This window comes from Pseudomonas sp. GL-RE-29 (assembly GCF_019947275.1).
Taxonomy (GTDB): Bacteria; Pseudomonadota; Gammaproteobacteria; order Pseudomonadales; family Pseudomonadaceae; genus Aquipseudomonas; species Aquipseudomonas fluorescens_A.
The window spans coordinates 93305-116224 of record NZ_JAGYGD010000006.1; the positions used below are offsets into that span (position 1 = coordinate 93305).

Below are 22920 nucleotides of genomic sequence, written 5' to 3' on the forward strand. Positions count from 1 at the left end.
CAGCCGCTACAGCACACACCCATCAAACCCCACACTGACATTACCCGGCAGCTCACCGCGATGCTCCATCAACCACGCATCCAGCGTATGCCCGACATGCGTCAACACCGCCGAAGCCGGTTGTAACTCGCCAATGCACTGCAACGCCAGGTTCAGATCATTATGGTTGCGCGGCGCCTGTGGCTGCGGGGGCATGGAGCAGTCGAGCACCAGCACATCCAGCGGCTGGCGTTGCAGAAACTCCGTGGTGACCGGTGGCAGGCCGACGGTGTCCGTCAGGTAAGCGATATGCCGCCCCTCGCCTTCCAGCAAATAACCGAGGGTCGGTTTGGAGTGCAGCAGAGGCAGCGCGGTCACGCTCAACGTCCCGATGGTTCGGGTTTCGAAAGCCTCGAACGGTTGGCTGAAATCGAGAATGCCGGGATGTTTGTAGACGTCAGCCAACCCTTCCGGGTCCACGGGCCCATGAACCGGAATCACCAGTCCCTGGCCCCAGCGCAGGTGCAGCAATCCTTGGGCATGATCGGCGTGATAGTGGGTCTGGAAAATGCCGTTGAAGCTGCGCGGGGGAAAGCGTTCGGTGAGGTTTGGCAGACCACTGTCGATCAGCCAGCGCTGATCAGCGCATTCGATCAGCGCGCAGCACGGTTGTCGGCGCCAGCGGTCATCGGTGTGCGCCCGAACGCAGGCCGGGCATTCGCAACCGTAGACCGGCACTTGTCTCGCATCACCGGTGCCCAGCAGTGTCAGGCGCATGCGGCTGGCTCTTCAATGCAGGCCAATAGCCGTTCGACCGTGCGTTCGATCGGTCCGGAGTTGTCGAGCAAATGCACATCCGAATTGTCAGCCAGCAGATTTTCACTGAATCGCGCATTGCGCGCCAATCGCTGATCAATCTCCGCGACGGACTCACGCCCGCGCGCCAACAGTCGCTCGCGCAACACGGCTTGATCCACCGTCAGCAACAACACCAGCACATGCGGATAGCGCTCACGTGTTTGCTTCAGATGCCCGCGCGAACCATTGACCAACACGTCCTGACCCGCCGCCAGCCAATCATCGATTTCCAGCGGGATGCCATAGGCCAGACCATTGGCGTGCCAGCTCAGGGCAAACGCGCCCTGAGCTTCCATCCCGGCAAACCGCTCCGGGCTGACGCCTTGCGCCGCTTCACCCACCGCTTCCGCCGAGCGGGTGATGACCCGCCGCACGATGCGGCAACCGCGCTCGGCCAACCGCGCTCGTGCGGCATCCAGCAGGCTGTCCTTGCCCGAACCTGAAGGCCCGATGAGATAGATCAACCTGCCCGCCATCAAAACACCCTCTTCGCTTGTCGCCAGACTTGTTGGACCACCGGCAGGCCGTCCAGGCTCCGTGCTTGCAGCAGATCCGCACGCAAGCCCGGTGCAATTTCACCACGATCACTCAACCCGGCAGCCCTGGCCGGGGCGAGGCTGACCATGCGCACCGCTGCGGCCAGGCCGATGCGGTTATTCTGGGCCGCCAGCGCAAATGCGGCTTGCAGCAGACTCGACGGATAGTAGTCACTGGACAGGATGTCCAGCAGCCCTTCTGCCGCCAGATCAGCGGCGGCCACGTTACCCGAGTGCGAACCGCCGCGCACGATGTTCGGTGCGCCCATCAACACCTTCATGCCCTGCTCCCGGCAACCGCGCGCCGCCTCGACGGTGGTCGGGAATTCGGCGATGGTCATGCCGTAGCGAGCCGATTCCTCGACATGGGCCAGGGTCGCGTCGTCATGGCTGGCCACTGACAGGCCGCGCGCCAGGCAATGCTCGACAATCGCCGCGCGATAGCGGTCGCTGTATTCCCGGGAGTTGGCCATCTGCAAGGTAATGAATTCGTCCATCTGGGTCGTGGTCAGGTGGTATTTGCCCATGTAGTACTCACGGTACTTGGACTCCAGCACGAATTGGCGCTGACCCGGCGAATGGTCCATCACCGACACCAGTTGCACCAACGGATGCTCTACCAGATCGCGGAACACAGTCAGAGTGTCCGGGTGGCACAGTTCGCAGCGCAAGTGCAGACGGTGCTCGGCGCGGGTCAGCCCGGCGTCGGAGGCGCTGGAGATTGCTTCGAGCATCGCCGGCAATTTCTGCATGCGGTTGCCCTTGGGGTTAACGTCGCCGATGGACACGGCGTCGAACACCGTGGTGATGCCAGCCGCGATGATCTGCGCGTCATGGCTGAGCACGGCCGAGCGCGACGGCCAGTCCACGCCGGGGCGCGGGGTCATGTGCTTTTCCAGGTTGTCGGTGTGCAATTCCACCAGGCCGGGCAGCAGATAATCACCGTTGAGATCCTGAGCCTGAGGCAAGCGACTCGGGCCTTCGGCGACCTCCGCGATCAAGCCGTCACGCAGCACCACGGTGCCGTAGAACACACGATCGGCGGTGACCAGTTGGGCATTGCTGAGGATCTGTTCAACGGGCATCGGCGTATTCCTCTTGGCTTGCAACGGCAGGCGTCATGTCCAGATGGCGGTCGGCAACCGCCTCACGGGCGACCCGGTCATGGAAGATGCCGATCAGCGCGGCACCCGCTTCCTTGGCTTCGTTCATCAGTTCCAGCACCACCTGACGATTGTTGTCGTCCAGCGAAGCGGTCGGTTCGTCGAGCAACATTACCGGCCACGCCACCATGAAGCCGCGGGCGATGTTGACCCGCTGCTGCTCGCCCCCGGAGAAGGTGCCGGGCGCCAGTTGCCACAGGCGTTGCGGAATGTTCAGGCGCGTGAGCAGCAATTCGGCGCGCGATTGCGCCAGCTGTTTCGACCACCCCCGGGCCAGCGCTGGCTCCATCACCACGTCCAGGCACGCCACTCGCGGAATCACCCGGAGAAACTGGCTGACGTATCCGAGGGTGCGTTGGCGCACTTGCAGAATGTCCCGAGGCTCGGCGCCCACCAATTCCAGCCACTGGCCGTCGTGCTGCACGCGGATGCTGCCGCCCGCTGGCAGATAGTTGCCATACAACGTGCGCAGCAAGGTGCTTTTTCCGGCGCCGGACTGGCCGTGCAGCACCAGGCATTCTCCGCCCGCCACACTGAAATCCACACCACGCAGCACGTTGAGGACCACGCCGTTCTGCTGATGCAGGGTGAAGGTTTTCGAGAGGTCACGGACCTCGATCAAGGTATTCATCGCTCGGTTTCCACAGTTGGACGGGGCTTCACGGCTGCAACACCGAAGACACCAGCAGTTGCGAATAAGGGTGTTGTGGATCGTCGAGGATCTGGTCGGTCAGGCCGGTTTCCACCACCCGCGAGCGGCGCATCACCATCAAGCGATCGGCCAGCAGACGCGCCACCGCCAGGTCGTGGGTGACGATCACCACCGCCAGATCCAGTTCACGCACCAACCCGCGCAACAGATCGAGCAAGCGCGCCTGCACCGACACATCAAGGCCACCGGTCGGCTCGTCCATGTACACCAGCCGCGGACTCGACACCAGATTGCGGGCGATTTGCAGGCGTTGCTGCATGCCGCCGGAGAAGGTCCGCGGCAAGTCGTCGATGCGCTGCGGATCGATTTCCACCTGACTCAGCCAGTCGAGTCCGGCACCGCGCAGTTGCTGATAATTGCGCACGCCTTGGGCCATCAAGCGCTCGCCGATGTTGGCCCCGGCGGACACGCCCATGCGCAAACCATCACGCGGGTTCTGCTCGACGAAACCCCATTCGGTGCGCAGCAAGGTGCGGCGCTCGGCTTCGCTGGCGCTGTACAGGTCCAGCCATTGGTCCTGTTTGTCGCGGTAACCGATGCGGCCGTTTTGCGGCGGAAGGCGTCCGCTGAGCAGCGAGAGCAAGGTGGATTTGCCCGAGCCGGACTCGCCGACAATCCCCAGCACTTCACCCGGGTACAAATCGAAACTGACGTCCTGACAGCCCTTCTCCGGTCCATACAACAGCGACAAATCACGCACTTGCAACAAAGGCTCGGTGGACACGGACAGTTGGTTTTTCAGCGCCTGGTTCATTGGCCCTGCTCCTGCTGGCTGACGCGCTGGGCGCAGTAATAGGTGTCGGAACAGACGAAGCTCTGGGTGCCGGCATCGTCGAGAATCAGCTCGTCGAGGAACGATTCACGGCTGCCGCAAATGGCGCAGCACTCTTCCCACTTCTGCGCTTCGAACGGATGATCCTCGAAGTCGAGGCTGGTGACTTTGGTGTACGGCGGCACCGCGTACAGACGCTTTTCGCGACCGGCGCCGAACAGCATCAGCGCCGGGCTCATGTCGAGTTTCGGGTTGTCGAATTTAGGGATCGGCGACGGGTCCATCACGTAGCGCTCATCGACCATCACCGGGTAGGCATAGGCCGTGGCGATGTGGCCGAAGGTGGCGATGTCTTCGTAGAGTTTGACGTGCATCACCCCGTAATCGTTGAGGGCGTGCATGGTCCGGGTCTCGGTTTCCGACGGCTCGATGAAGCGCAGCGGCTCGGGAATCGGCACTTGGTAAACCATGATCTGGTCGGCGTGCAGCGGCGTTTCCGGGATGCGGTGACGGGTCTGGATCACCGTCGCGTCCGGGGTACTTTCAGTGGTCGCGACACCCGCCGTGCGAGCGAAGAAACGGCGGATCGACACGGCGTTGGTGGTGTCGTCCGCACCTTGGTCGATGACCTTGAGCACGTCATCGTCGCCGAGGATCGCAGCGGTCAATTGCATGCCGCCGGTACCCCAGCCGTAAGGCAGCGGCATTTCGCGACCACCGAACGGCACCTGGTAACCGGGGATCGCCACGGCCTTGAGCAAGGCGCGACGGATCATGCGCTTGGTCTGTTCATCGAGGTAGGCGAAGTTGTACGCCGCGTCTCGTACCGGCGCCTGGGTCATATCATTCATGGCTTTGCCCCTCGGCGGGTTTGCGCAGTTTGCGGATCAGTTCCAGTTCGGCCTGGAAGTCCACGTAGTGAGGTAATTTCAGGTGCGAAACAAAACCGGCGGCCTCGACGTTGTCGCAGTGCATCAGCACGAACTCTTCCTGCTGCGCCGGGGATTCGATCTCTTCGTTGAACTCCTTGGCGCGCAACGCACGGTCGACCAGCGCCATGCCCATGGCCTTGCGCTCGGCGTGCCCGAAGGCCAGACCGTAGCCACGGGTGAACTGCGCCAGCTCCGTTGCGGAGCCGACGAACTGGTTGACCATCTCGCACTCGGTGACTTCGATGCTGCCCAGATTGATCGGGAAACCCAGCTCTTCAGGCTCGATCCACACCTCGACTTCGCCGATACGAATCTCCCCGGCAAACGGGTGATTGCGCCCGTAACCGCGCTGGGTCGAATAGCCCAGCGCCAACAGGAAACCTTCATCACCACGGGCCAACGCTTGCAGGCGTTCGGCGCGGCTGGCGGGCAGTTCCAGCGGATCGCGGGTGATGTCGGCTACGGTTTCATTGTTGTCGGTTTCGTTCTTGATCAAGCCTTCCTGGGCCAGCAGACCAAGGACTCGCGGGCATGGTTCGAGGCGGGCGTTCGCGGTTGTTTGCGGTCCCGGATATTCGCCTTCGGCAAGCAAGGCAAAATCCAGCAGACGATGGGTGTAATCGAAGGTCGGCCCCAGCAGTTGCCCGCCCGGCACGTCCTTGAAGGTTGCCGACAAGCGCCGGCTGAGCTGCATGTTCGAAGTATCGATCGGCAGACTCGGGCTGAAGCGCGGCAACGTGGTGCGGTAAGCGCGCAGCAGGAAGATCGCTTCCACCAGATCCCCCGCCGCTTGCTTGATCGCCAGCGCAGCCAGTTGTTCGTCGTACAGCGAGCCTTCGCTCATCACCCGCGCCACTGCCAGCGGCAGTTGCTGACGAATCTGCTCGACGCCGAGCTCAGTGACCGAGGTATCGCCCCGGCGTTTTTTCGCCAGCAAACGATGGGCATTGTCGATGGCCTGTTCGCCACCCTTGACGGCTACGTACATCAGACGCGCTCCTGTGCGATGCGGGTGCTGCGTGGCAGACCGATCAGCTCATGGTCGGCGGTGAAAAACAGGTCCAGTCCCCGCGGGAATTCGTTGCGCCGTTCGCGTTCAGTCCAGAAGCCCTCGGCCACTGGCAGCGCCACGCCGTGTTCGGTTTCGATTCCCGGCCCGCGCCACATCAGCCCTGCTCCGCCGTCGAGAGTTGGCAGCTGAACCAGCAGCGTGCAGGACTGATCGGGGTAGCGATCGTTGCCGTGATCGAAGCCGCTCAGGTCGAGCAAATCGTCGGCGGCAAGCAAGGCGAATCGCGCGGCCTCTCTGTTTGCGGTGAGCGGGCAGCCACAGTGGAACGTCAGGTTGGCGCGGATCTGCGGCGTGTCGAAGGACGGTGCCAGCCACAGTGGCGTGTCGACATCCAGCAGCGCGAGACACAAGGCGTAGGTCGCAGGCTCCAGCCCTTCGAGGCTCGGCGAGGCTTGCAGGGTCTGGATCAGACCGGGGCCGGCCAAGGCTTTCAGTGCCGCGCGAAAACCGCGTTGGGCATCCAGCACCGGGTCGGCGAACGCCGGTTGCAACAGCTGTGCGCTCATCAGTTTTCTCCTCGCACGAGGGTGAAGAATTCCACTTTGGTGGCGGCGGTTTCCGCCTCTTTTTGCGCCCGACGTTCGGCCTGAATGGCCGCCAGTGGCGTGATCATTTCCGCCAACCAGTGACGCTGTTGCACACCCTGCAAATGCGCGTCGGCCAAGGCGGCGAGTTCTGCGTGGACCTTGTCGCGCCCGGCCAGATAGCTGTGGCCGGTACGGCCATCAGCCAGGCGCACCACGCAACGGGTCACGCTCATTTCGCCAACGTTGAACGGCGCACCGTTGCCGCCCATGCGGCCACGCACCAGGGTCATGCCGATTTCCGGGGCGCGAATCAGTTGGTACTCGGCGTCGCGCAACGCCGCTTCATGAGGCTGTAATTCGCTGCGACGGGCGCGGGCCAGCACGCCGATCCAGTGCTGGCGTTCGGTGTGAGGAACGGGGTTTTGCATGGAGTTCTCCATCAGGTGACGACCTGGTACTGGAAGCGATCCGAACGGCTGGTGGACTGCGCCAGCTCCACCGCACGGCCATCTCGATCACGGGAAAGGGTGAACACACTCAGCGCCGGCAAATGCCGGGGCATCATCAACAACGCGGCTTCTTCGCGGTTCGGCAGACGTGCGCCGATCAGGCTCTGGGTGCGGGTCAGCGGCAGGTCTCGCTCACTGAGGTACTGGCGCAAAGAGCCGCCGTTGTAGTCCGCCAGCAACGGCGCGTGACTGGCGCAGTAGCGATGGCGAATCAAGCTGACGGGTTGGCCGTCGAGCTTGCGCAGGGTTTGCAATTCGATCATTGGCGCCATCTCGCTCAGGCCCAGGTGCTGGGCTTCTTCACGGCTGGCGAAGCAGTAGCGACGCTTGAGCAACACCGCCTCGACGCCCAAACCCTGGGCCGACAGCGACTGGCTGTAGGCACTGTCGGCGGCCATCGGATAAATCAGTGGCCGTTCCAGGACTTGCGTGCCTTTGCCCTGGCGGCGTAACAGGCTGCCTTCGAACACCAGTTCATCGATGGCACGACGCAGGGTGTGGCGGTTGACGCCGAAGCGTTCAGCCAACTGCACCTCGGCCGGCAGGAAATCTCCGGCGCGGTAATCACCCAGTTCACGGCGCAGGATGTCGGCGAGTTCGCGGTACACCGGTTCATCTTGTCTAGACAACTGCATGCTTTAAAAAAAGCGCCCGCAGGCACCCCTCCGAAAATCAGATGAACTGCTTGCGCAGGCGTTGCGAGAGGATGTCGATCAGGCTGACAACGACGATGATCACCAGCAGCACGGCGCAGGTCTGGACAAACTGGAAGGCGCGGATGTTCTCCCAGAGGATCACGCCGATCCCGCCGGCACCGACCATGCCCACCACCGTCGCCGAGCGCACGTTGGCCTCGAAACGGTACAGCGCGTACGAAACCCACAGCGGCATCACTTGCGGAATCACGCCGTAGATCACCTCTTGCAGCGCGCTGGCACCGGTAGCGCGAACGCCTTCGACCGGGCCTGGATCAATCGCCTCGACCGCTTCGGCGAACAGCTTGGCGAGTACGCCGGTGGTGCTGATCCACAGCGCGAGAACGCCGGCAAACGGACCGAGGCCGACCGCCACCACGAACAACATGGCGAAGACCATTTCATTGATCGAACGGAACGCGTCCATCACCCGACGCAGCGGTTGATGAATCCACCAAGGAGTGATGTTTTCCGAGCAGAGGATGCCCAGCGGCACCGAGCAGACAATCGCCAGCACCGTGCCCCACAGGGCGATTTGTACGGTGACGATCATTTCCTTGAGGTAGGCGCGCCATTCATGGAAGTCAGGCGGGAAGAAATCAGCGGCGAACGTCGCCATGTTTCCCGAGTCGCGGTACAGCGCCATCGGATTCATTTCAGCGCCGTGCCAGGCCCAGGCCAGCAGGACCAGAAACAGGCCCCAACCGGCGTACTGCGGCCAGGTTCGTTTGCCGACGGCTTCAGCGTGGAGAGTGGTCATGAGGGTTCTCTAAATTGCGTTACGCAGAACCTGTAGGAGCGAGCCTGCTCGCGATGGTCGTAAACGATGACGCGGGAAACCGGGAGAAATGCGGTGTCCCTACGTTCATCGCGAGCAGGCTCGCTCCTACAGGGGTTAGCCGTTGGCTGCGGATTTTTTGTCGCCGGTTTTGTCGAGCAAGGTGATGCGCTCTTGCAGCTTCGCCAGCTCAGCATCGATATCGGCGAGCTTCTTGGCCTTGTCTCCCGCTTCAAGCTTGGTGTCGGCAATGATCGTTGTGCGCTGCTTGAACAGTTCCAGCTGACGAATCGGCAGCAACTGGTCGTCGCTCGACTTGAGGAACTTGCCCAGTTGCATACCCGCAAGCACGGCCTTCTGGGCCTCGGTGTCGCCATAGCTGAAGATGAAATCGCGGATCTTCTGCTTCTCGCTGTCGCTCAGCGCCTTGCTCCACACCAGCGGGTCGGCGGGGATCAGCGGCGACTTCCAGATCACTTTCAGCAGCGCGGCTTTATCCGGTTGGGTAACTTCCAGACGATCCCAGCTTTCGGTGTTGAAGGTCGCCACGTCCAGTTGACCCTTGGCCACGCTCAGCGCGTTGACTTCATGGCTGGAGTTGAGGGTGCGCTTGAACGCGGTGGCGGCGTCGACGTTGTTCTTGGCGAACACGTAGTAGCCCGGCACCAGATAGCCCGAAGTGGAGTTAGGGTCGCCGTTGCCGAAGGTCAGGTTCTTGGCGTTTTTCAACATGTCTTCAACGGAGTTGATCGGGCTGTCCTTGCGCGCGATCAACACACTCCAGTAGCCGGCGGCGCCACTGGCGGCTGCGGTCTGGGCGAAAATTTCACCGTTGGAACGGTCCACAGCTTCGATGGCAGCCTTGTTGCCCAGCCACGCGACATCGACCTTGTTGAAGCGCATGCCCTGGATCAGGCCAGCGTAGTCGGAGGCAAACGTGGCGTTGATTTTCAGGCCGGTCTGCTTCTGCATGTCATCCAGGAACGGCTGCCAGATGCTCTTGAGGTTCTGCGAGGACTCGGTGGACATGATGCCGAAGTTGATGGCTTTTTCTTCAGCCTGGGCGGTGCCCATGACGCAACTGGCGAGCAGTGCTGCACCAGCAAAAACGCGACCGATACGGTTCAACATGGAAAGTCTTCCTGAGGGTGAACGGTTGGGAATTGACGGATGTTTTATGCGCGGGCCATTACCAGCCGGGGCGTGGCTTCGTTGGCGCGGATGTGGTCGGAACACATCAGGCTGGTGTCGATGTCGGCACCATACAAATCGTTGAGGAACTGGCCGCTCAGCTCGGCGGCACGACCATCGAAATGGATGCGCCCGCCCTTGAGCGCCACGGCACGCGGGCAATAGCGGGTGGCGTAGTCGACTTGATGCAGGGTAACCACCACGGTCTTGCCGTCGCGGCGGTTGATGTCGGCGAGGATTTCCATGACTTTGCGTGCCGATTCCGGGTCGAGGGAGGCGATCGGCTCATCCGCCAAAATCACTTCGGCTCGTTGGGTCAGTGCACGGGCAATGGCCACGCGTTGCTGCTGACCACCGGAAAGGGTCGACGCTCGTTGCGCCGCCAGATCAGCCAGGCCGACACGGTCCAGGGATTCCATGGCGAACTGTTTTTCTTCGGCATTGAACAGGCTTAAATTGCCACGCCAGCGCGGCATGCGGCCCAGGCAACCGAGCAGCACGTTGTCGAGCACGCTCAGGCGGTTGACCAGGTTGAATTGCTGAAAGATGTAGCCGATGTCCGCCCGCAGGCGCCGCACCTTGCCATTCAAACGACCGGACGCCTGCACCTCACGGCCCAACACCTTGACGCTGCCGCCGTTGTTTTTGTCGCAACAGGCCAGGCCCGCGAGGTGGCGCAGCAAGGTGGATTTGCCGGAGCCGGACGCGCCGATCAGCGCGACCATCTCACCGGCCGCGATGGTCAGCTCGAGGTCGACCAAAGCGGTTTTACGCGCAAAGGTCTTGTTCAGATGATCGACATGGATAGCTGCGTTCATGGGCTTCTCTGTCTGGTTGAACAGCCGTCCGTGGCTGCATTTGAGTTCAACAGACTTTAGGCACGGGCTGTGTCAGCCCTATGACTCGCACATGTCACTGGATTAACTATTTGATGAAGGTTTTGTGAATGGTTGAGCTGGCCATTCGCCCGGTTGGTCCTTGTTTGCACAGCCCTTTGATCACCAGAGATCCTTGTGGGAGCTAGCTTGCCAGCGATGGCATGGCGCCCTGACAGTCGACCAATGTTCCTCCTGATGTCCACGTTCCTCTGTGGGAGCTGGCTTGCCAGCGATTGCGGCCTGACAGCCAACCAATTTCTTTCAGGTGTACATATCCATTCCTGCGGTAACGACCTCTTAGGGTTCCGCCCTTACGGCGGGTCACTTGGAAAAGCCCCAAGTAACCAAGGGCTTTGCCCCTGTCGTTCGGTGCCTCGCTAATGCTCGGCATGCCCTCGCTCCGGTCCTGCTCCGTGGGCCCGCCGCCATCGGCCATCCATGGCCGGGGGCGGCTAAACCGGCATCCATGCCGGTTTGCCCACTGCGCAGAACCTCCACTCGGCCTCTCGAGGGGGCGTAAACCGCAACAACTCCGCGAGGCGAGCTAACGCTCGACCTCGTTGTTGGATGGTGTACGCGTTCACTGTAGGAGCCGGCTCCTACAGCGCAGGCACAAAAAAGGCGACCCCGAAGGTCGCCTTTTGCATCACTGCCCGAATTGCCGTCCCAAACCACCCGGCACCCCGTGGATATCCGTCTCTTCCCACGGACCTTTCGGACTGATCGACCGGCTCCAGCCATTATCCCAACGGTAATACGTGCGCTGGCGATAGAACGTGTTCGGCTGGTCATCCAGCACATACACACCCATCTTCGCATCCCAATGACTATTGCCCCCCGGCGGCGGCGCGAAACTCGCGGAAGTGCGCGGTAGCGGTTTAGCTGGCTTGGCCGGAGTCGTCGGCTTGCTCGGTACCGTCGATGGCGCCGGTTTGGTGCTCGGCTGCGAGGGCGGAATCGGCGGTGGGGTCTGTTGCTCGGGTGGCCGTTGGACCGCACAAGCGCTCAGCCCCAAAACAACGCTGAGCAAGGTGATACGAGCGATGGCGGTCATGATGGCGTTCCTGTTATTTATCCGGGCTGTCGATGGTCAGTGTTTGCGGCGCGGTGGTGCTGCTGGCCAAGGGCTGGCTGCGACCGATCCACTCGCCTGCCGTCGGTTGGCCGGCGCGGGAGATGCGCGCAACCAGTTGGACTTCAGGGAAGTTCGACAGTTTCAACTGCGGCATCATTGCGTCGGCATCGCCCAGTTCGACCGTCGCCGGCAGGTCCGCCACGGTCAGCCGTTTGGCCGCCAGCGGCGCGGGTGGGCCGGAGGTGGCGCGGGCGAAGATAAACACGCTATCGCCCGGCTGGACCTTGGCTTTCAGCTCCGCCGCCAGATCCACCCGAACCTTGAGCAGTGCTGCCGGTTTGGCCGCCGGTGCCTCGGCCACTTTGCCACCGCTGGCCACCAGTTTCTCGGTGGCGCGGATAATGCCGCCCTGCAACGCGACACGGGATTGGTCCTCGGGCGGTAGTTGCTCCAGCAGGCGGTTCCAGTAATCGATCGCTTCCTGATAACGCTGCCCTTCGAAGGCGGCGATGCCCAACAGGCCAAGGCTGGTGACTTCTTTCGGATCAGCTTTCAGCGCCTGGTCAGTCAAGGCCTGAACCTTGTCCGACCACTTCTTGCCATCGGCGAAGTATTGCGCCTGAGCCCATTGGCCGAGCAGTTCCGGCTGACGCCCGGCCAGGTTCACGGTGCGTTCGAAAATCTTCGCCGCGTCGGCGGGACGATCCTGAGTCATGTAAGTGCGACCGAGGAAATACAGCGCTTCAGCGGAATCCGGCTGCGCCGCGACCGCCCGCTCCAGACGCCGGGTCATTTCTTCCATCGACTGCGGCGCCTGGGAGAATTCGCGGGTCAGCTCAACCTTGTCGCTAGCGCCGAAATGCAGGTACAAGCCCAGGCCCAACACCGGCACCAGGACCGCTGCCAGCAACGGCGCCGGCTTGCCCAGGCGCGAAACCCGTGGCGCCGCAACGCCTTCGGTGTCGGCGAGCAATTCACGGGCGGCTTCGGCGCGGCCGGCGTCCATCTGCGCGGCATCGAGAACGCCCTCTTCGCGCTGAACCTGCAACTCGGCCACGCGCTCCTGATACAGCGCCACGTTCAGGGCAGTACGATCCTCTTCGAGCTGGGCGCGACGGCTACGCAGAATGGGGATCAACAAAAAACTCAGGGCAACCAGTAGCAGCAAACCTGCAGCGAGCCAGAAATCAATCATTCTTGGTTTTTATCCAACAGTTGGTCGAGGCGCTCGCGCTCCTCGGCAGAAAGCGAGTCCGGGGTGTCGGTGCGTTGCGCGCGACGACGACGGACGATCACCGCGATGACCACAAAACCACCGAGCAGCAGTCCGGCCGGGCCGAACCAGAGCAACGCGGTTTTGGCGTTGAGAGCGGGTTTGTAGCGGACGAAATCGCCGTAGCGATCCACCATGAAGTCGATGATCTGCTGGTTGTCCTTGCCCTCGCCCAACATGCGGAAAATCTCTTTGCGCAGGTCGGCTGCGATCGGCGCGTTGGAGTCGGCGATGTCCTGGTTCTGGCACTTGGGGCAACGCAGCTCCTTGGTCAGCTCGCGAAAACGCTCGCGATCGCCCTCCTTGGCGAACTCGTAGGTGTCGATGGCCGCGTGAGCCACGCCAGCCATGCTCAGTCCCAGGACAACAGCGGCGATCCAGCGCTTCATGGCTTGGCCTCGTCGACCAGCGCCTGATACTTCGCCGCCAGTTTTTCACGCCAGACTTGCTCGTCAATCACGCCGACGAACTTGTCGCGGATGATGCCTTTGGCGTCGATGAAGAAGGTTTCCGGCGCGCCGTACACGCCGAGGTTCAAGCCCAGGGTGCCAGCGTCGTCGCGGATGTCGAGTTGATACGGATTGTGGAATTCCGCCAGCCACTTCAAGGCATCGGCGTTGATGTCCTTGTAGTTGATGCCGTAGATCACCACGCCCTTCTCGGCCAGTTTGTTCAGCACCGGGTGCTCGACCCGGCAGGAAATGCACCAGGTGCCCCAAACGTTGACCAGCGCCGGTTTACCGACGATGTCAGCGCGGGTCAGGGTCTTGTCGCCCTGCACCGCGGGCAGGGAAAACTCCGGGAACGGTTTGCCGATCATCGCCGAAGGCAACTCGGCCGGGTCCAGGTACAGCCCGCGATAAAGGAAAACAGCGACCACCAGAAAAATCGCCAGTGGCAGCAGCATCAACCAACGTCTCATGCAGTCGCTCCAGACATGCCCAGTGCCTCACGCACGCGGCTTTTCACCTTGACTCGATATCGGCCATCCAGCGCCGCCAGCAACCCGCCGAGACCAGTGAGCAAACCGCCGAACCAGATCCAGCGCACGAACGGCTTCACATGCACGCGCACGGCCCAGGCGCCATCGCCCAGCGGTTCACCGAGGGCGACGTAAAGGTCACGGGTGAAACCGGCGTCGATCCCGGCTTCGGTCATCACCGAGTTCTGCACGGTGTACAGGCGTTTTTCCGGGTGCAGCACGCTGATTTCCTTGCCGTCGCGGATCACTCGAATGGTGCCCTTGTCGGAGGTGAAGTTCGGGCCTTCGAAGTGTTTGGCGCCTTCGAAGACGAATTGGTAACCGCCCAGGGCCATGGATTCGCCCGGCGACAGGCGCAGATCGCGCTCGGCGCTGTTCTGGCTCGACAGCACCACGCCGAGGGCGCAGACCGCGATGCCCAGGTGCGCCACCTGCATGCCCCAATAGCTGCGGGTCAGGGTCGGCAAACCTTTAATCAGCCCTTTGTGGCGAGTCTTGTCGAAGATGTCACGCACGCCGGCCAGCAATACCCAGGCGGCAAGCATGAACGTCGCCAGCACCGCCCAGTTGAAATCGCCGTAGGCGACGCCGGCCACCACTGCCAATGCAGCGCTGCCAAGCAGCACCGGGGTCAACATGCTCAGCAGCCATTTCACCGGGGTATCTTTCCAGCGCACGATCACGCCGACCGCCATCACCATCATCAGCAATGCCATCAACGGAATGAACAGCGCGTTGAAGTACGGCGGGCCGACCGACAGCTTGGCGCCGGTCATCGCATCCAGAATCAATGGGTACAAAGTGCCAAGCAGAATCATCGAAGCCGCCACCACCAGCACCAGGTTGTTGCCCAGCAGCAGGGTTTCCCGGGACCAGAGGTTGAAGCCGACCTGGCTCTTGACCACCGGTGCGCGCAGGGCGAACAGCGTCAACGAACCGCCGACCACAAACAGCAGGAAAATCAGGATGAACACGCCGCGCTCCGGGTCCGACGCAAAGGCATGCACCGAGGTCAGCACGCCGGAACGCACGAGGAAGGTCCCCAGCAGGCTCAGCGAGAACGCAGCAATGGCCAGCAACACGGTCCAGCTCTTGAACACGCCACGTTTTTCCGTGACCGCCAGGGAGTGAATCAACGCGGTGCCCACCAGCCAAGGCATGAAGGAAGCATTTTCCACCGGGTCCCAGAACCACCAGCCGCCCCAGCCGAGTTCGTAGTAAGCCCACCACGAACCGAGGGTGATGCCGATGCCGAGGAACGCCCAGGCGACGATGGTCCACGGACGCGACCAACGGGCCCACGCCGCATCGAGACGACCGCCCATCAACGCGGCGATGGCAAACGCGAACGCCACCGAGAACCCGACGTAGCCCATGTACAGCATCGGCGGGTGAACGATCAGGCCGATGTCTTGCAGCAGCGGATTAAGGTCGGCGCCATCGCTCGGCACTTGCGGCAGGATGCGTTTGAACGGGTTCGAGGTGAGGATCAGGAACAGCAGGAAACCGGTGCTGATCATGCCCATCACTGCCAGTACGCGGGCGAGCATGACTTGCGGTAACTGCCGGGAGAACACCGACACGGCGAAGGTCCAGCCGCCGAGGATCAGGGCCCACAGCAACAGCGAACCTTCGTGCGCGCCCCACACGGCGCTGAACTTGTAGTACCACGGCAAGGCGCTGTTGGAGTTGTTGGCCACATAAGCGACGGAAAAATCGTCGGCCATGAACGCGTAGGTCAGGCAGCCGAAGGCAAACAGCAGGAAGGTGAACTGGCCCCACGCGGCCGGTTGCGCCAGGCTCATCCACAAGCGGTCGCCGCGCCAGGCGCCGAGCAACGGCACCACGGCTTGCACCAGCGCAAAACACAGCGCCAGGATCATGGCCAAGTGGCCGAGTTCAGGAATAAATATGCCGGAAGTCATGGATCAACCCTCCTTCGCAGGTGTTGGAGCGGATTGACCACTGTCTTTCAGCGCTTTGGTCACTTCCGGTGGCATGTACTTTTCATCGTGCTTGGCCAGCACTTCGTCGGCCACCACCACGCCGTCGGCGTTGAGCTTGCCGAGGGCGACGATGCCCTGCCCTTCGCGGAACAGATCCGGGAGGATGCCGCGATAGGTGATGGTCACGGATTTGTTGAAGTCGGTGACGACAAACTTCACGTCCAGCGAATCGCCGGAACGCTGCAAGGAACCAGCCTCAACCATGCCACCGGCACGGATGCGTGTGTCTTGCGGCGCTTCACCGTTGGCGATCTGGGTCGGCGTGTAAAACAGATTGATGTTCTGCTGCAGGGCGCTCAGGGCCAGGCCGACGGCAGCGCCGACCCCGACCAGAATCGCCAGAATGATGATAAGACGCTTTTTACGCAGGGGATTCACTTGCCGTTCTCCCGGCGCAGACGACGCGCCTCTTGTTGCAGATACCGCTTGCGGGCCAGGATCGGCGCCGCCACGTTGAGGGCCAGCACCGCCAGACAGATGCCGTAGGCCGACCAGACATACAGGCCATGATGGCCCATGGCGATGAAGTCGCCGAATGAAGCAAAACTCATCGAGCGACCTCCAGGCTGTTTTCCACTTCGGCTTTCACCCAGCTTGCCCGCGCTTCGCGCTTGAGCACTTCAAGACGCATGCGCAGCAACAGCACCGCGCCGAAGAAACAGTAGAAACCCAGCGCCGTCAGCAGCAATGGCAGCCACATCTCGGCGGGCATCGTCGGCTTTTCCGTGAGGGTAAACGTCGCGCCCTGGTGCAGGGTGTTCCACCACTCCACCGAGTACTTGATGATCGGGATGTTGATCACGCCGACAATCGCCAGCACCGCGCAAGCCTTGGCCGCGCTGTCACGATTGCTGATGGCGTTGCCCAGCGCAATGAGACCGAAGTACAAAAACAGCAGAATCAGCATGGAAGTCAGTCGGGCATCCCAGACCCACCACGAGCCCCAGGTCGGTTTGCCCCAGATGGCGCCGGTGACCAGCGCCACGGCGGTCATCCACGCGCCGATGGGCGCCGCGCATTGCAGCGCGACGTCGGCCAGTTTCATTTTCCACACCAGCCCGACGACACCGCACACCGCCAGCATCACGTAGATGGACTGCGCCAGCATCGCGGCCGGAACGTGAATATAAATGATGCGAAAGCTGTTGCCCTGCTGGTAGTCCGGCGGCGCGAAGGCCAGGCCCCAGACCACGCCAATGGTGATCAGCAACACGGCGGCGATACTCAGCCACGGCAGCATTTTGCCGCTGATCCCGTAAAACCATTTGGGCGAGCCGAGCTTATGAAACCAGGTCCAGTTCATTACTGTTTCCATCACGGTTGCTGTTCGATATTACGAAGCAGCCAAAGGGTCTTTGCTGATCAAATTTTGATCAGACCTCATTATTCGCCGACGCTGATCTTCAGGCCAGCAGCTATTGCAAAGGGTGTCAGGGTTATCGCCAGGGCGGTCAGGCTACCAAGCCACAGCAGATAACCGGTGGCCGGCATGCCTTGCAAGGCTGCCTGCAAGGCGCCACTGCCAAGAATCAACACCGGGATGTACAACGGCAGGATCAGCAACGCCAGCAACAGGCCACCGCGCTTCAAACCGACCGTCAGGGCTGCGCCCACCGCACCGAGCAAGCTCAGCACCGGTGTACCCAGCAACAAAGAAAGCAGCAACACCGGCAGACAAGCGGCAGGCAAACCGAGCATCAACGCCAGCAAGGGTGCGAGCAAAACCAGGGCTAGGCCGGAGAAGGCCCAGTGTGCCAGCACCTTGGCCAAAACCAGAAGAGCCAGGGGGTGCGGCGAAAGGACCCACTGTTCCAGCGATCCGTCTTCGAAATCACTGCGGAAAAGCCCGTCCAGCGAGAGCAAAACCGATAAAAGGGCTGCCACCCAGACCAGTCCCGGAGACAAGGTTTGCAACAATTGAGACTCGGGCCCGACCGCCAACGGGAACAGCGAAACCACGATGGCAAAGAAAACCAGCGGATTGGCCAATTCCGCAGGACGGCGGAACAACAGGCGAGCCTCGCGGGCGACCAACAGGCCGAAAACACTCATACGGCCCATTTCCCCAGATCAATGTCGCGATAGCTGGCCGGCATCCGGGTCAGCGTGTGGTGCGTGGTCAACACCACCATGCCACCGCGTTCGCAGTGCGCGGCCAGGTGCTCTTCAAGCTGCGCCACGCCTTGCTTGTCGAGCGCGGTAAACGGCTCATCGAGAATCCACAGCGGCGGGCTGTCCAGATACAAACGGGCCAGTGCCACGCGGCGTTGCTGACCAGCGGAAAGTGTGTGACAGGGAACGTCCTCGAAACCGCGCAGGCCGACCGCCGCAAGCGCCTGCCAGATCGCTTCGTGAGAGGCCGGTTGATGCAGGGCACACAGCCAGCTCAGGTTCTCTTCCGGCGTCAGCAAATCCTTGATCCCGGCGGCATGGCCGATCCACAACAGGTTGCGCGCCAACTCGGTACGCTGCTCGTGCAATGACTGGCCGTTGAGCAACACTTGACCGGCGGTCGGCTGCATCAGCCCCGACAGCAAACGCAACAGGCTGGTTTTGCCACTGCCGTTGGGGCCGCTGATCTGTACCATTTCGCCACTGGCCAGTCGCAAATCGAGATTTTCGAAGAGCAGCCGAAGGTCTCGCTCACAGGCAAGGGCAACGGTTTGCAGGACAGGACTGGTCAAGGGTTCACGGGCCTTATACGGTTCAAGTCGGCTCTGGCGCGGCCGTTAAAGAGATGAAGAATAAATGTATTGCCAGCCCGAACTAGAGAGCTGGGTCAAATAATTGCAATGTTTCCGCCACTCTGTATACAACGCGGCGGCATTATACATGCCATTTCCTACTCCAAAGAGCGCATTTTCCCAAGGTTGTGACCGCGTATGACAGGCGAAATGAACATCCTCCCGCTACCGCAGACCACCCCGGCAAACTCGCGTCCGCTGGCGGTCAGTGGCGAGTTGATCAAGCTGCTGACGCCGGTGGAAGGCCTGATCACCGCCGGTCAGACTGCCAACGCCGAAGTGCTGTCACTCAAGCAGACGGATCAGACCTTTCAACTGTTGCTCAAGGTCACCCTCGAAAGCGGCCGTCAAACCACGGTCCAGGCCAGCAGCAACCAGCCGTTGGCCCAAGGCACCAATTTGGCGGTCACCCAGCCCTCGGCGGGTAACCTGGCAGTCACCGTGCAACAGGCCATCGCCTCCAGCGTTGCCACCCTCACCCGCATCGACACTGCCCAATTGCCGGTCGGCACGCTGCTGCAAGGCAAAGTGCTGACGTCCCAAGTGTTGCCGCAAGTGCCGGGGCAGCCAGCGGTGTTTCGTTCGATGGTGAGTTTGCTCAACTCCGCCCTGAGCGGCAGCACGTTGAGCATCGACAGTCCGCAGCCGTTGCGCATCGGCACTTTATTGAGTGCGCAGGTGCAAGACAGCCAGACGTTGAAATTCGTACCGCTGAGTAACCGTCAGGAACAATTGGCCGTGACTCAACAACTGGTCAGTCAACAAAGCCGCCAAGGCTCGCTGGAGGGTCTGCTCAAACTCCTGCAAAACCTGCCGGCCTCGGACCAGACCTCCGTTGACTTGCGGGCGGTCGCCGACAAATTGCTCGCCGGTTTGCCCGATGTTCAGCAACTGAGCACGCCAAAAGGCCTCGCTTTGGCACTCGCCGGCAGCGGCGCCTTCCTCGAATCGAAACTGCTGACTGGGCAGAACCCGACGCTTGCGCCCGACATGAAAGCGGATCTGCTCAAGGTGATCGCCCAACTGACACCCGGGCTGCCGGCCAATAGCAACCTCAACGCAATCATCGCCGCCAACACCCTGGCCCAGGCGATGCCGAATTTTGTGCGCAACGCCCTTGGCATGCTCGGGCAAGTCAGTGCCAAACCGTCGCCGACCGGTTTCCCGCTGCCCGAACGCCTGCTGCAGAGCGCGGAAGGCGAAGACAACCTTGAGCACCTGTTACGCCTGGCCGCTGCGGCTGTTTCGCGCCTGCAAAGCCATCAGCTGTCGAGCCTGGAACAGACCGGCGTCACCACTGATGGTCGCCTGATGAGCACCTGGCAACTGGAAATCCCGATGCGCAACATGCAGGACATCGTACCGTTGCAGGTCAAGTTCCAACGCGAAGAAGCGCCGGAGAAAGAAGCGCAACAGGACCGCCGCGACGAGCGTGAACCCAAACAGCAACTGTGGCGCGTAGACCTGGCGTTCGACATGGAGCCGTTGGGGCCGCTTCAGGTCCAGGCGCAGTTGATCAAGGGCAGCCTGTCCAGCCAGCTCTGGGCGGAACGGCCTTACACCGCCAGCCTGATCGAAAACAATCTGGCGGCATTGCGCGAACGCCTGCTCGCCTCGGGCCTGAACGTCGGCGATCTCGACTGCCATCACGGTAAACCGCCCGCAGGTCCGCAAACCCGTCTTGAACAACGCTGGGTCGATGAAAACGCATGAACACATCCAACGCCCCGCGCCAGGCCATCGCCCTCAAATACGACGGCACCCACGCCCCTACCCTCACGGCAAAAGGCGATGAAGAACTGGCCGAAGAAATTCTGCGAATAGCCCGCGACTATGAAGTGCCGATCTACGAAAACGCCGAGCTGGTGAAACTGCTGGCGCGCATGGAATTGGGGGACAGTATTCCGGAAGAGTTGTACCGGACGATTGCCGAGATCATTGCGTTTGCGTGGAATCTCAAGGGCAAATTTCCGGCGGGACAGGATCCGGATGCGCCGATGGTCGAGAAGGACATTACTGAGCGTGGGGATGATTATTGAGGTTTCGAAGGCCTTATCGCGATGCGTTGATTTAGAAAGTACGCGTTAAAAATTCCCGGCGGATTTCGGTAGCGGCAAGCCGGTGGCGGGATCTAGTCCTTTTTCGGCGCTGAGTTTTTCGATCAACTCTGCTGATGGAATGATGGGTACAGCGGAGTCACGCTCTCGCTTCCATTGGAAAGTACCGTCCCACTCGGGGAGGGTTGCGGGAGGGAGTGGGACGATGTCATCCAGATCAGGGACTTTTGCCCCGAGGTGTTCGTGGCGTGTCAGGAAATCGCTGATTTTATTGTATCGATCGACGCGTTCGTCATCTTGCTGTAATGCCAAATAATGTAGTTCATTAGAAACTGGTGGTCCTTTGAATGCATTAGCGAGACTGTATGCACTCAGATCGTCACCATTTCGGGTAGCAACCTGATAGCCGTGAAGTGCCTTTTGGTAATGTCCGGTGACTTTCAAGTAGCTTGAGTAATTTCTACCCGCCAATCGATTACCTTGTTCCATAGCACACTTGTACATCGCCAACATAATTCCGGCCGTATTGGGGACATAGGACAGAAGCCTGCCTACGTAATACTGAGCATCCGGGTTCCCCAAGTCGGCTGCTCGACGAAAGTACACTCTGGACGCAGCAACATCCTGTTTGACGCCATAACCCAACTCCAGGTAATGCGCCATGTCGTAGTAAGCGCCGGGAATTCCCATTGCAACATAATATTCGACCAGGTCGATGGTCTCCTTGCCGGCGTCAGGAGAGCTTGCTTGACCGGTAGACAGTAGAAATTGCAGATTAGTCGCGGCCTTGTAATGATCGTGTGCAGCCGCGATACGATAATAGCGGGCGATCGCGTCATAATCTTTCTGTCCTTTACGCGTCTCCAAGTAAAGTCCATACCGATAGAAGATATCCGCATCTGGGTTTAATGTAGACAACGAATCGCGCTCATATACACACTTAAACTCCAAGTCCACCGAGGTGGCATCAGGCGTATGCGCTTCTTTTTTTGAGCAGGCCATTACCATTAAGAAGCTGAAAAATGCCAGTAGCTGCTTTCTCACCCCTACCCTATTATTTAGTACATTTCCCGGCATATTTTCACTCGACAAAAATGACTTACCCATCACCAATTCACTTTCTCCGACTTCCCAACTGGACCCAACCCGTCGGTAAGGTCAGGAGTTCTCGGTGGGTTTTGGCAGCGGCAAGCCCGTGGTGGGATTAAGTCCTTTTTCGGCGCTGAGTTTTTCGATCAGTTCTGCTGATGGAATGATGGGTACAGCGGAGTCACGCTCTCGCTTCCATTGGAAGGTGCCGTCCCACTCGGGGAGGGTTGCGGGAGGGAGTGGGACGATGTCATCCAGGTCGGGGACTTTCGCCCCGAGGTGTTCGTGACGCGTCAAGAAATCGCTGATTTTATTGTATCGATCGACGCGTTCGTCATCTCGTTCAAGAGCAAGGTAATAAAGCCTATCGGAGGCTTGCGGCCCTAGAAATGCATTTGCCAGGCGACTGGCACTACTGGCATCGCCATTCCGAACTGCTACCTGATAACCTTGCAATGACTGTTGGTAAAGCCCAGTAACTTTCGAGTAACTCGAATAATTTCTTCCCGCTAATTTATTGCCTTGTTCCATAGCACATTTGTACATCGACAGCATAATTTCGGATGCATTAGGTACATAGGACAGAAGCCTGCCTACGTAATACTGAGCATCCGGGTTCCCCAAGTCAGCCGCACGCCGAAAGTAGGCCCTGGAGGCAGCAACATCCTGTTTGACGCCATAACCCAACTCCAGGTAGTGCGCCATGTCGTAATAAGCCCCGGGAATGCCTTTGGCCACGAAGTACTCAACTAGATCAATAGTCTCTTTGCTGGAATCAGGAGAGCTGACCTGACCGGTAGACAGCAAATATTGCAAATTAGTCGCGGCTTTGTAATGGTCATGTGCAGCCGCGATACGATAATAGCGGGCTATGTCGCTGTAATCCTTCTGACCTTTGCGCTTTTCCAGATAAAGTCCATACCGATAGAAGATGTCCGCATCCTGATTTAACGCAGGCAAAGAATCGTTCTCATATACACACTTAAATTCCAATCTACTGTAGGCAAAATTTATTTGCGAAGCGTCCGGCATACTTTCTTCCTTTTTTGAACATGCAGCTACCGACAACCATATAAAAAATATAGTCAGTAA

Annotated in this window: 27 protein-coding genes; 2 read left to right on the top strand and 25 right to left on the bottom strand. The window is 60.5% G+C overall.

Features of this window, described 5'->3' with window-relative positions; genetic code table 11:
* Positions 1-6 precede the first annotated feature (6 nt).
* The 23 genes from phnP to ccmA all read right to left on the bottom strand — a co-directional run bounded on the left by phnP (position 7) and on the right by ccmA (position 18622).
* Positions 7-756, bottom strand: coding sequence for a phosphonate metabolism protein PhnP (phnP, locus tag KGB21_RS07565; protein ID WP_223504537.1), 750 nt, complete (start codon positions 754-756; stop codon positions 7-9).
* Entirely contained in the window at positions 747-1313 is a 567-nt protein-coding gene (phnN, locus tag KGB21_RS07570; protein ID WP_223504539.1) for a phosphonate metabolism protein/1,5-bisphosphokinase (PRPP-forming) PhnN, read from the bottom strand. Before phnN ends, phnP begins: the two co-directional genes overlap by 10 nt.
* Positions 1313-2458: an alpha-D-ribose 1-methylphosphonate 5-triphosphate diphosphatase gene (locus tag KGB21_RS07575; protein WP_223504541.1), complete on the bottom strand. Its 1146-nt coding sequence runs from the start codon at positions 2456-2458 to the stop codon at positions 1313-1315. The genes phnN and KGB21_RS07575 overlap by 1 nt, the downstream gene beginning before the upstream one ends.
* On the bottom strand, positions 2448-3167 hold the full coding sequence (phnL, locus tag KGB21_RS07580) for a phosphonate C-P lyase system protein PhnL (RefSeq protein WP_223504543.1): 720 nt from the start codon (positions 3165-3167) through the stop codon (positions 2448-2450). The genes KGB21_RS07575 and phnL overlap by 11 nt, the downstream gene beginning before the upstream one ends.
* A gap of 28 nt (positions 3168-3195) precedes the next feature.
* On the bottom strand, positions 3196-4002 hold the full coding sequence (gene phnK, locus KGB21_RS07585) for a phosphonate C-P lyase system protein PhnK (RefSeq protein WP_223504544.1): 807 nt from the start codon (positions 4000-4002) through the stop codon (positions 3196-3198).
* Positions 3999-4871 carry an alpha-D-ribose 1-methylphosphonate 5-phosphate C-P-lyase PhnJ gene (locus tag KGB21_RS07590; RefSeq protein WP_223504546.1) on the bottom strand — a complete coding sequence of 291 codons (873 nt, stop codon included), beginning with the start codon at positions 4869-4871 and terminating at the stop codon, positions 3999-4001. Before KGB21_RS07590 ends, phnK begins: the two co-directional genes overlap by 4 nt.
* Entirely contained in the window at positions 4864-5940 is a 1077-nt protein-coding gene (locus tag KGB21_RS07595) for a carbon-phosphorus lyase complex subunit PhnI (RefSeq protein WP_223504547.1), read from the bottom strand. Before KGB21_RS07595 ends, KGB21_RS07590 begins: the two co-directional genes overlap by 8 nt.
* Complete coding sequence (gene phnH, locus KGB21_RS07600; protein WP_223504549.1) at positions 5940-6530, bottom strand: phosphonate C-P lyase system protein PhnH; 591 nt, start codon at positions 6528-6530, stop codon at positions 5940-5942. The genes KGB21_RS07595 and phnH overlap by 1 nt, the downstream gene beginning before the upstream one ends.
* The gene (gene phnG / locus KGB21_RS07605) at positions 6530-6979 is read right to left on the bottom strand and encodes a phosphonate C-P lyase system protein PhnG (protein WP_223504551.1); all 450 of its coding nucleotides are present in this window, start codon (positions 6977-6979) and stop codon (positions 6530-6532) included. Before phnG ends, phnH begins: the two co-directional genes overlap by 1 nt.
* 11 nt (positions 6980-6990) lie before the next feature.
* Positions 6991-7695 carry a phosphonate metabolism transcriptional regulator PhnF gene (gene phnF, locus KGB21_RS07610; RefSeq protein ID WP_223504553.1) on the bottom strand — a complete coding sequence of 235 codons (705 nt, stop codon included), beginning with the start codon at positions 7693-7695 and terminating at the stop codon, positions 6991-6993.
* Positions 7696-7732: 37 nt separating this feature from the next.
* Complete coding sequence (gene phnE, locus KGB21_RS07615; protein WP_034146313.1) at positions 7733-8515, bottom strand: phosphonate ABC transporter, permease protein PhnE; 783 nt, start codon at positions 8513-8515, stop codon at positions 7733-7735.
* Positions 8516-8650: 135 nt separating this feature from the next.
* Positions 8651-9664: a phosphonate ABC transporter substrate-binding protein gene (phnD, locus tag KGB21_RS07620; protein ID WP_223504555.1), complete on the bottom strand. Its 1014-nt coding sequence runs from the start codon at positions 9662-9664 to the stop codon at positions 8651-8653.
* 44 nt (positions 9665-9708) lie between these two features.
* Positions 9709-10542, bottom strand: coding sequence for a phosphonate ABC transporter ATP-binding protein (gene phnC, locus KGB21_RS07625; protein WP_034146311.1), 834 nt, complete (start codon positions 10540-10542; stop codon positions 9709-9711).
* 706 nt (positions 10543-11248) lie between these two features.
* Positions 11249-11656: a hypothetical protein gene (locus tag KGB21_RS07630; protein ID WP_223504557.1), complete on the bottom strand. Its 408-nt coding sequence runs from the start codon at positions 11654-11656 to the stop codon at positions 11249-11251.
* Positions 11657-11669: 13 nt separating this feature from the next.
* Positions 11670-12872 (bottom strand): c-type cytochrome biogenesis protein CcmI, encoded by a 1203-nt coding sequence (gene ccmI, locus KGB21_RS07635; protein WP_223504558.1) that lies wholly within the window; start codon positions 12870-12872, stop codon positions 11670-11672.
* Positions 12869-13339 (bottom strand): cytochrome c-type biogenesis protein, encoded by a 471-nt coding sequence (locus tag KGB21_RS07640; protein ID WP_223504560.1) that lies wholly within the window; start codon positions 13337-13339, stop codon positions 12869-12871. The genes ccmI and KGB21_RS07640 overlap by 4 nt, the downstream gene beginning before the upstream one ends.
* Positions 13336-13872 (bottom strand): DsbE family thiol:disulfide interchange protein, encoded by a 537-nt coding sequence (locus KGB21_RS07645; protein WP_034146308.1) that lies wholly within the window; start codon positions 13870-13872, stop codon positions 13336-13338. The genes KGB21_RS07640 and KGB21_RS07645 overlap by 4 nt, the downstream gene beginning before the upstream one ends.
* The gene (locus KGB21_RS07650; protein WP_034146307.1) at positions 13869-15857 is read right to left on the bottom strand and encodes a heme lyase CcmF/NrfE family subunit; all 1989 of its coding nucleotides are present in this window, start codon (positions 15855-15857) and stop codon (positions 13869-13871) included. The genes KGB21_RS07645 and KGB21_RS07650 overlap by 4 nt, the downstream gene beginning before the upstream one ends.
* A gap of 3 nt (positions 15858-15860) precedes the next feature.
* Positions 15861-16316, bottom strand: a complete 456-nt coding sequence (gene ccmE / locus KGB21_RS07655; RefSeq protein ID WP_008052305.1) for a cytochrome c maturation protein CcmE — start codon at positions 16314-16316, stop codon at positions 15861-15863.
* A complete protein-coding gene (ccmD, locus tag KGB21_RS07660) occupies positions 16313-16489 on the bottom strand; it encodes a heme exporter protein CcmD (protein ID WP_007980758.1) in 177 nt (58 codons plus the stop codon). The genes ccmE and ccmD overlap by 4 nt, the downstream gene beginning before the upstream one ends.
* Entirely contained in the window at positions 16486-17241 is a 756-nt protein-coding gene (locus tag KGB21_RS07665) for a heme ABC transporter permease (RefSeq protein WP_223504561.1), read from the bottom strand. The genes ccmD and KGB21_RS07665 overlap by 4 nt, the downstream gene beginning before the upstream one ends.
* Before the next feature lie 80 nt (positions 17242-17321).
* Positions 17322-17990 carry a heme exporter protein CcmB gene (gene ccmB, locus KGB21_RS07670; RefSeq protein WP_007980754.1) on the bottom strand — a complete coding sequence of 223 codons (669 nt, stop codon included), beginning with the start codon at positions 17988-17990 and terminating at the stop codon, positions 17322-17324.
* Positions 17987-18622, bottom strand: a complete 636-nt coding sequence (ccmA, locus tag KGB21_RS07675; protein WP_223504563.1) for a cytochrome c biogenesis heme-transporting ATPase CcmA — start codon at positions 18620-18622, stop codon at positions 17987-17989. The genes ccmB and ccmA overlap by 4 nt, the downstream gene beginning before the upstream one ends.
* A gap of 198 nt (positions 18623-18820) precedes the next feature.
* On the opposite strand from ccmA, the gene KGB21_RS07680 reads away from it, so the two are divergent.
* Together KGB21_RS07680 and KGB21_RS07685 are read left to right on the top strand one after the other, a co-directional pair.
* Positions 18821-20395 (top strand): flagellar hook-length control protein FliK, encoded by a 1575-nt coding sequence (locus KGB21_RS07680; RefSeq protein ID WP_223504565.1) that lies wholly within the window; start codon positions 18821-18823, stop codon positions 20393-20395.
* Positions 20392-20721, top strand: coding sequence for an EscU/YscU/HrcU family type III secretion system export apparatus switch protein (locus KGB21_RS07685; protein ID WP_223504566.1), 330 nt, complete (start codon positions 20392-20394; stop codon positions 20719-20721). The genes KGB21_RS07680 and KGB21_RS07685 overlap by 4 nt, the downstream gene beginning before the upstream one ends.
* Positions 20722-20766: 45 nt before the next feature.
* On the opposite strand, the gene KGB21_RS07690 is transcribed toward KGB21_RS07685, so the two are convergent.
* Entirely contained in the window at positions 20767-21816 is a 1050-nt protein-coding gene (locus tag KGB21_RS07690; RefSeq protein ID WP_411741338.1) for a sel1 repeat family protein, read from the bottom strand.
* Positions 21817-21897: 81 nt separating this feature from the next.
* A complete protein-coding gene (locus KGB21_RS07695; protein ID WP_223504570.1) occupies positions 21898-22860 on the bottom strand; it encodes a DUF6396 domain-containing protein in 963 nt (320 codons plus the stop codon).
* Between the last annotated feature and the right edge of the window lie 60 nt (positions 22861-22920).

Bases quoted from the DNA above. Each gene is read 5' to 3' on its own strand.
- KGB21_RS07665 (WP_223504561.1), bottom strand. From the start codon at position 17,241: ATGAACTGGACCTGGTTTCATAAGCTCGGCTCGCCCAAATGGTTTTAC.
- phnL (WP_223504543.1), bottom strand. From the start codon at position 3,167: ATGAATACCTTGATCGAGGTCCGTGACCTCTCGAAAACCTTCACCCTG.
- KGB21_RS07695 (WP_223504570.1), bottom strand. From the start codon at position 22,860: ATGCCGGACGCTTCGCAAATAAATTTTGCCTACAGTAGATTGGAATTT.
- phnE (WP_034146313.1), bottom strand. From the start codon at position 8,515: ATGACCACTCTCCACGCTGAAGCCGTCGGCAAACGAACCTGGCCGCAG.
- KGB21_RS07640 (WP_223504560.1), bottom strand. From the start codon at position 13,339: ATGAAGCGCTGGATCGCCGCTGTTGTCCTGGGACTGAGCATGGCTGGC.
- KGB21_RS07650 (WP_034146307.1), bottom strand. From the start codon at position 15,857: ATGACTTCCGGCATATTTATTCCTGAACTCGGCCACTTGGCCATGATC.
- phnK (WP_223504544.1), bottom strand. From the start codon at position 4,002: ATGAACCAGGCGCTGAAAAACCAACTGTCCGTGTCCACCGAGCCTTTG.
- phnG (WP_223504551.1), bottom strand. From the start codon at position 6,979: ATGCAAAACCCCGTTCCTCACACCGAACGCCAGCACTGGATCGGCGTG.
- ccmI (WP_223504558.1), bottom strand. From the start codon at position 12,872: ATGATTGATTTCTGGCTCGCTGCAGGTTTGCTGCTACTGGTTGCCCTG.
- KGB21_RS07680 (WP_223504565.1), top strand. From the start codon at position 18,821: ATGACAGGCGAAATGAACATCCTCCCGCTACCGCAGACCACCCCGGCA.
- KGB21_RS07685 (WP_223504566.1), top strand. From the start codon at position 20,392: ATGAACACATCCAACGCCCCGCGCCAGGCCATCGCCCTCAAATACGAC.
- phnC (WP_034146311.1), bottom strand. From the start codon at position 10,542: ATGAACGCAGCTATCCATGTCGATCATCTGAACAAGACCTTTGCGCGT.
- KGB21_RS07590 (WP_223504546.1), bottom strand. From the start codon at position 4,871: ATGAATGATATGACCCAGGCGCCGGTACGAGACGCGGCGTACAACTTC.
- phnP (WP_223504537.1), bottom strand. From the start codon at position 756: ATGCGCCTGACACTGCTGGGCACCGGTGATGCGAGACAAGTGCCGGTC.
- KGB21_RS07575 (WP_223504541.1), bottom strand. From the start codon at position 2,458: ATGCCCGTTGAACAGATCCTCAGCAATGCCCAACTGGTCACCGCCGAT.
- phnH (WP_223504549.1), bottom strand. From the start codon at position 6,530: ATGAGCGCACAGCTGTTGCAACCGGCGTTCGCCGACCCGGTGCTGGAT.
- KGB21_RS07690 (WP_411741338.1), bottom strand. From the start codon at position 21,816: ATGCCGGGAAATGTACTAAATAATAGGGTAGGGGTGAGAAAGCAGCTA.
- KGB21_RS07645 (WP_034146308.1), bottom strand. From the start codon at position 13,872: ATGAGACGTTGGTTGATGCTGCTGCCACTGGCGATTTTTCTGGTGGTC.
- ccmB (WP_007980754.1), bottom strand. From the start codon at position 17,990: ATGAGTGTTTTCGGCCTGTTGGTCGCCCGCGAGGCTCGCCTGTTGTTC.
- phnN (WP_223504539.1), bottom strand. From the start codon at position 1,313: ATGGCGGGCAGGTTGATCTATCTCATCGGGCCTTCAGGTTCGGGCAAG.
- ccmD (WP_007980758.1), bottom strand. From the start codon at position 16,489: ATGAGTTTTGCTTCATTCGGCGACTTCATCGCCATGGGCCATCATGGC.
- phnD (WP_223504555.1), bottom strand. From the start codon at position 9,664: ATGTTGAACCGTATCGGTCGCGTTTTTGCTGGTGCAGCACTGCTCGCC.
- phnF (WP_223504553.1), bottom strand. From the start codon at position 7,695: ATGCAGTTGTCTAGACAAGATGAACCGGTGTACCGCGAACTCGCCGAC.
- KGB21_RS07595 (WP_223504547.1), bottom strand. From the start codon at position 5,940: ATGTACGTAGCCGTCAAGGGTGGCGAACAGGCCATCGACAATGCCCAT.
- KGB21_RS07630 (WP_223504557.1), bottom strand. From the start codon at position 11,656: ATGACCGCCATCGCTCGTATCACCTTGCTCAGCGTTGTTTTGGGGCTG.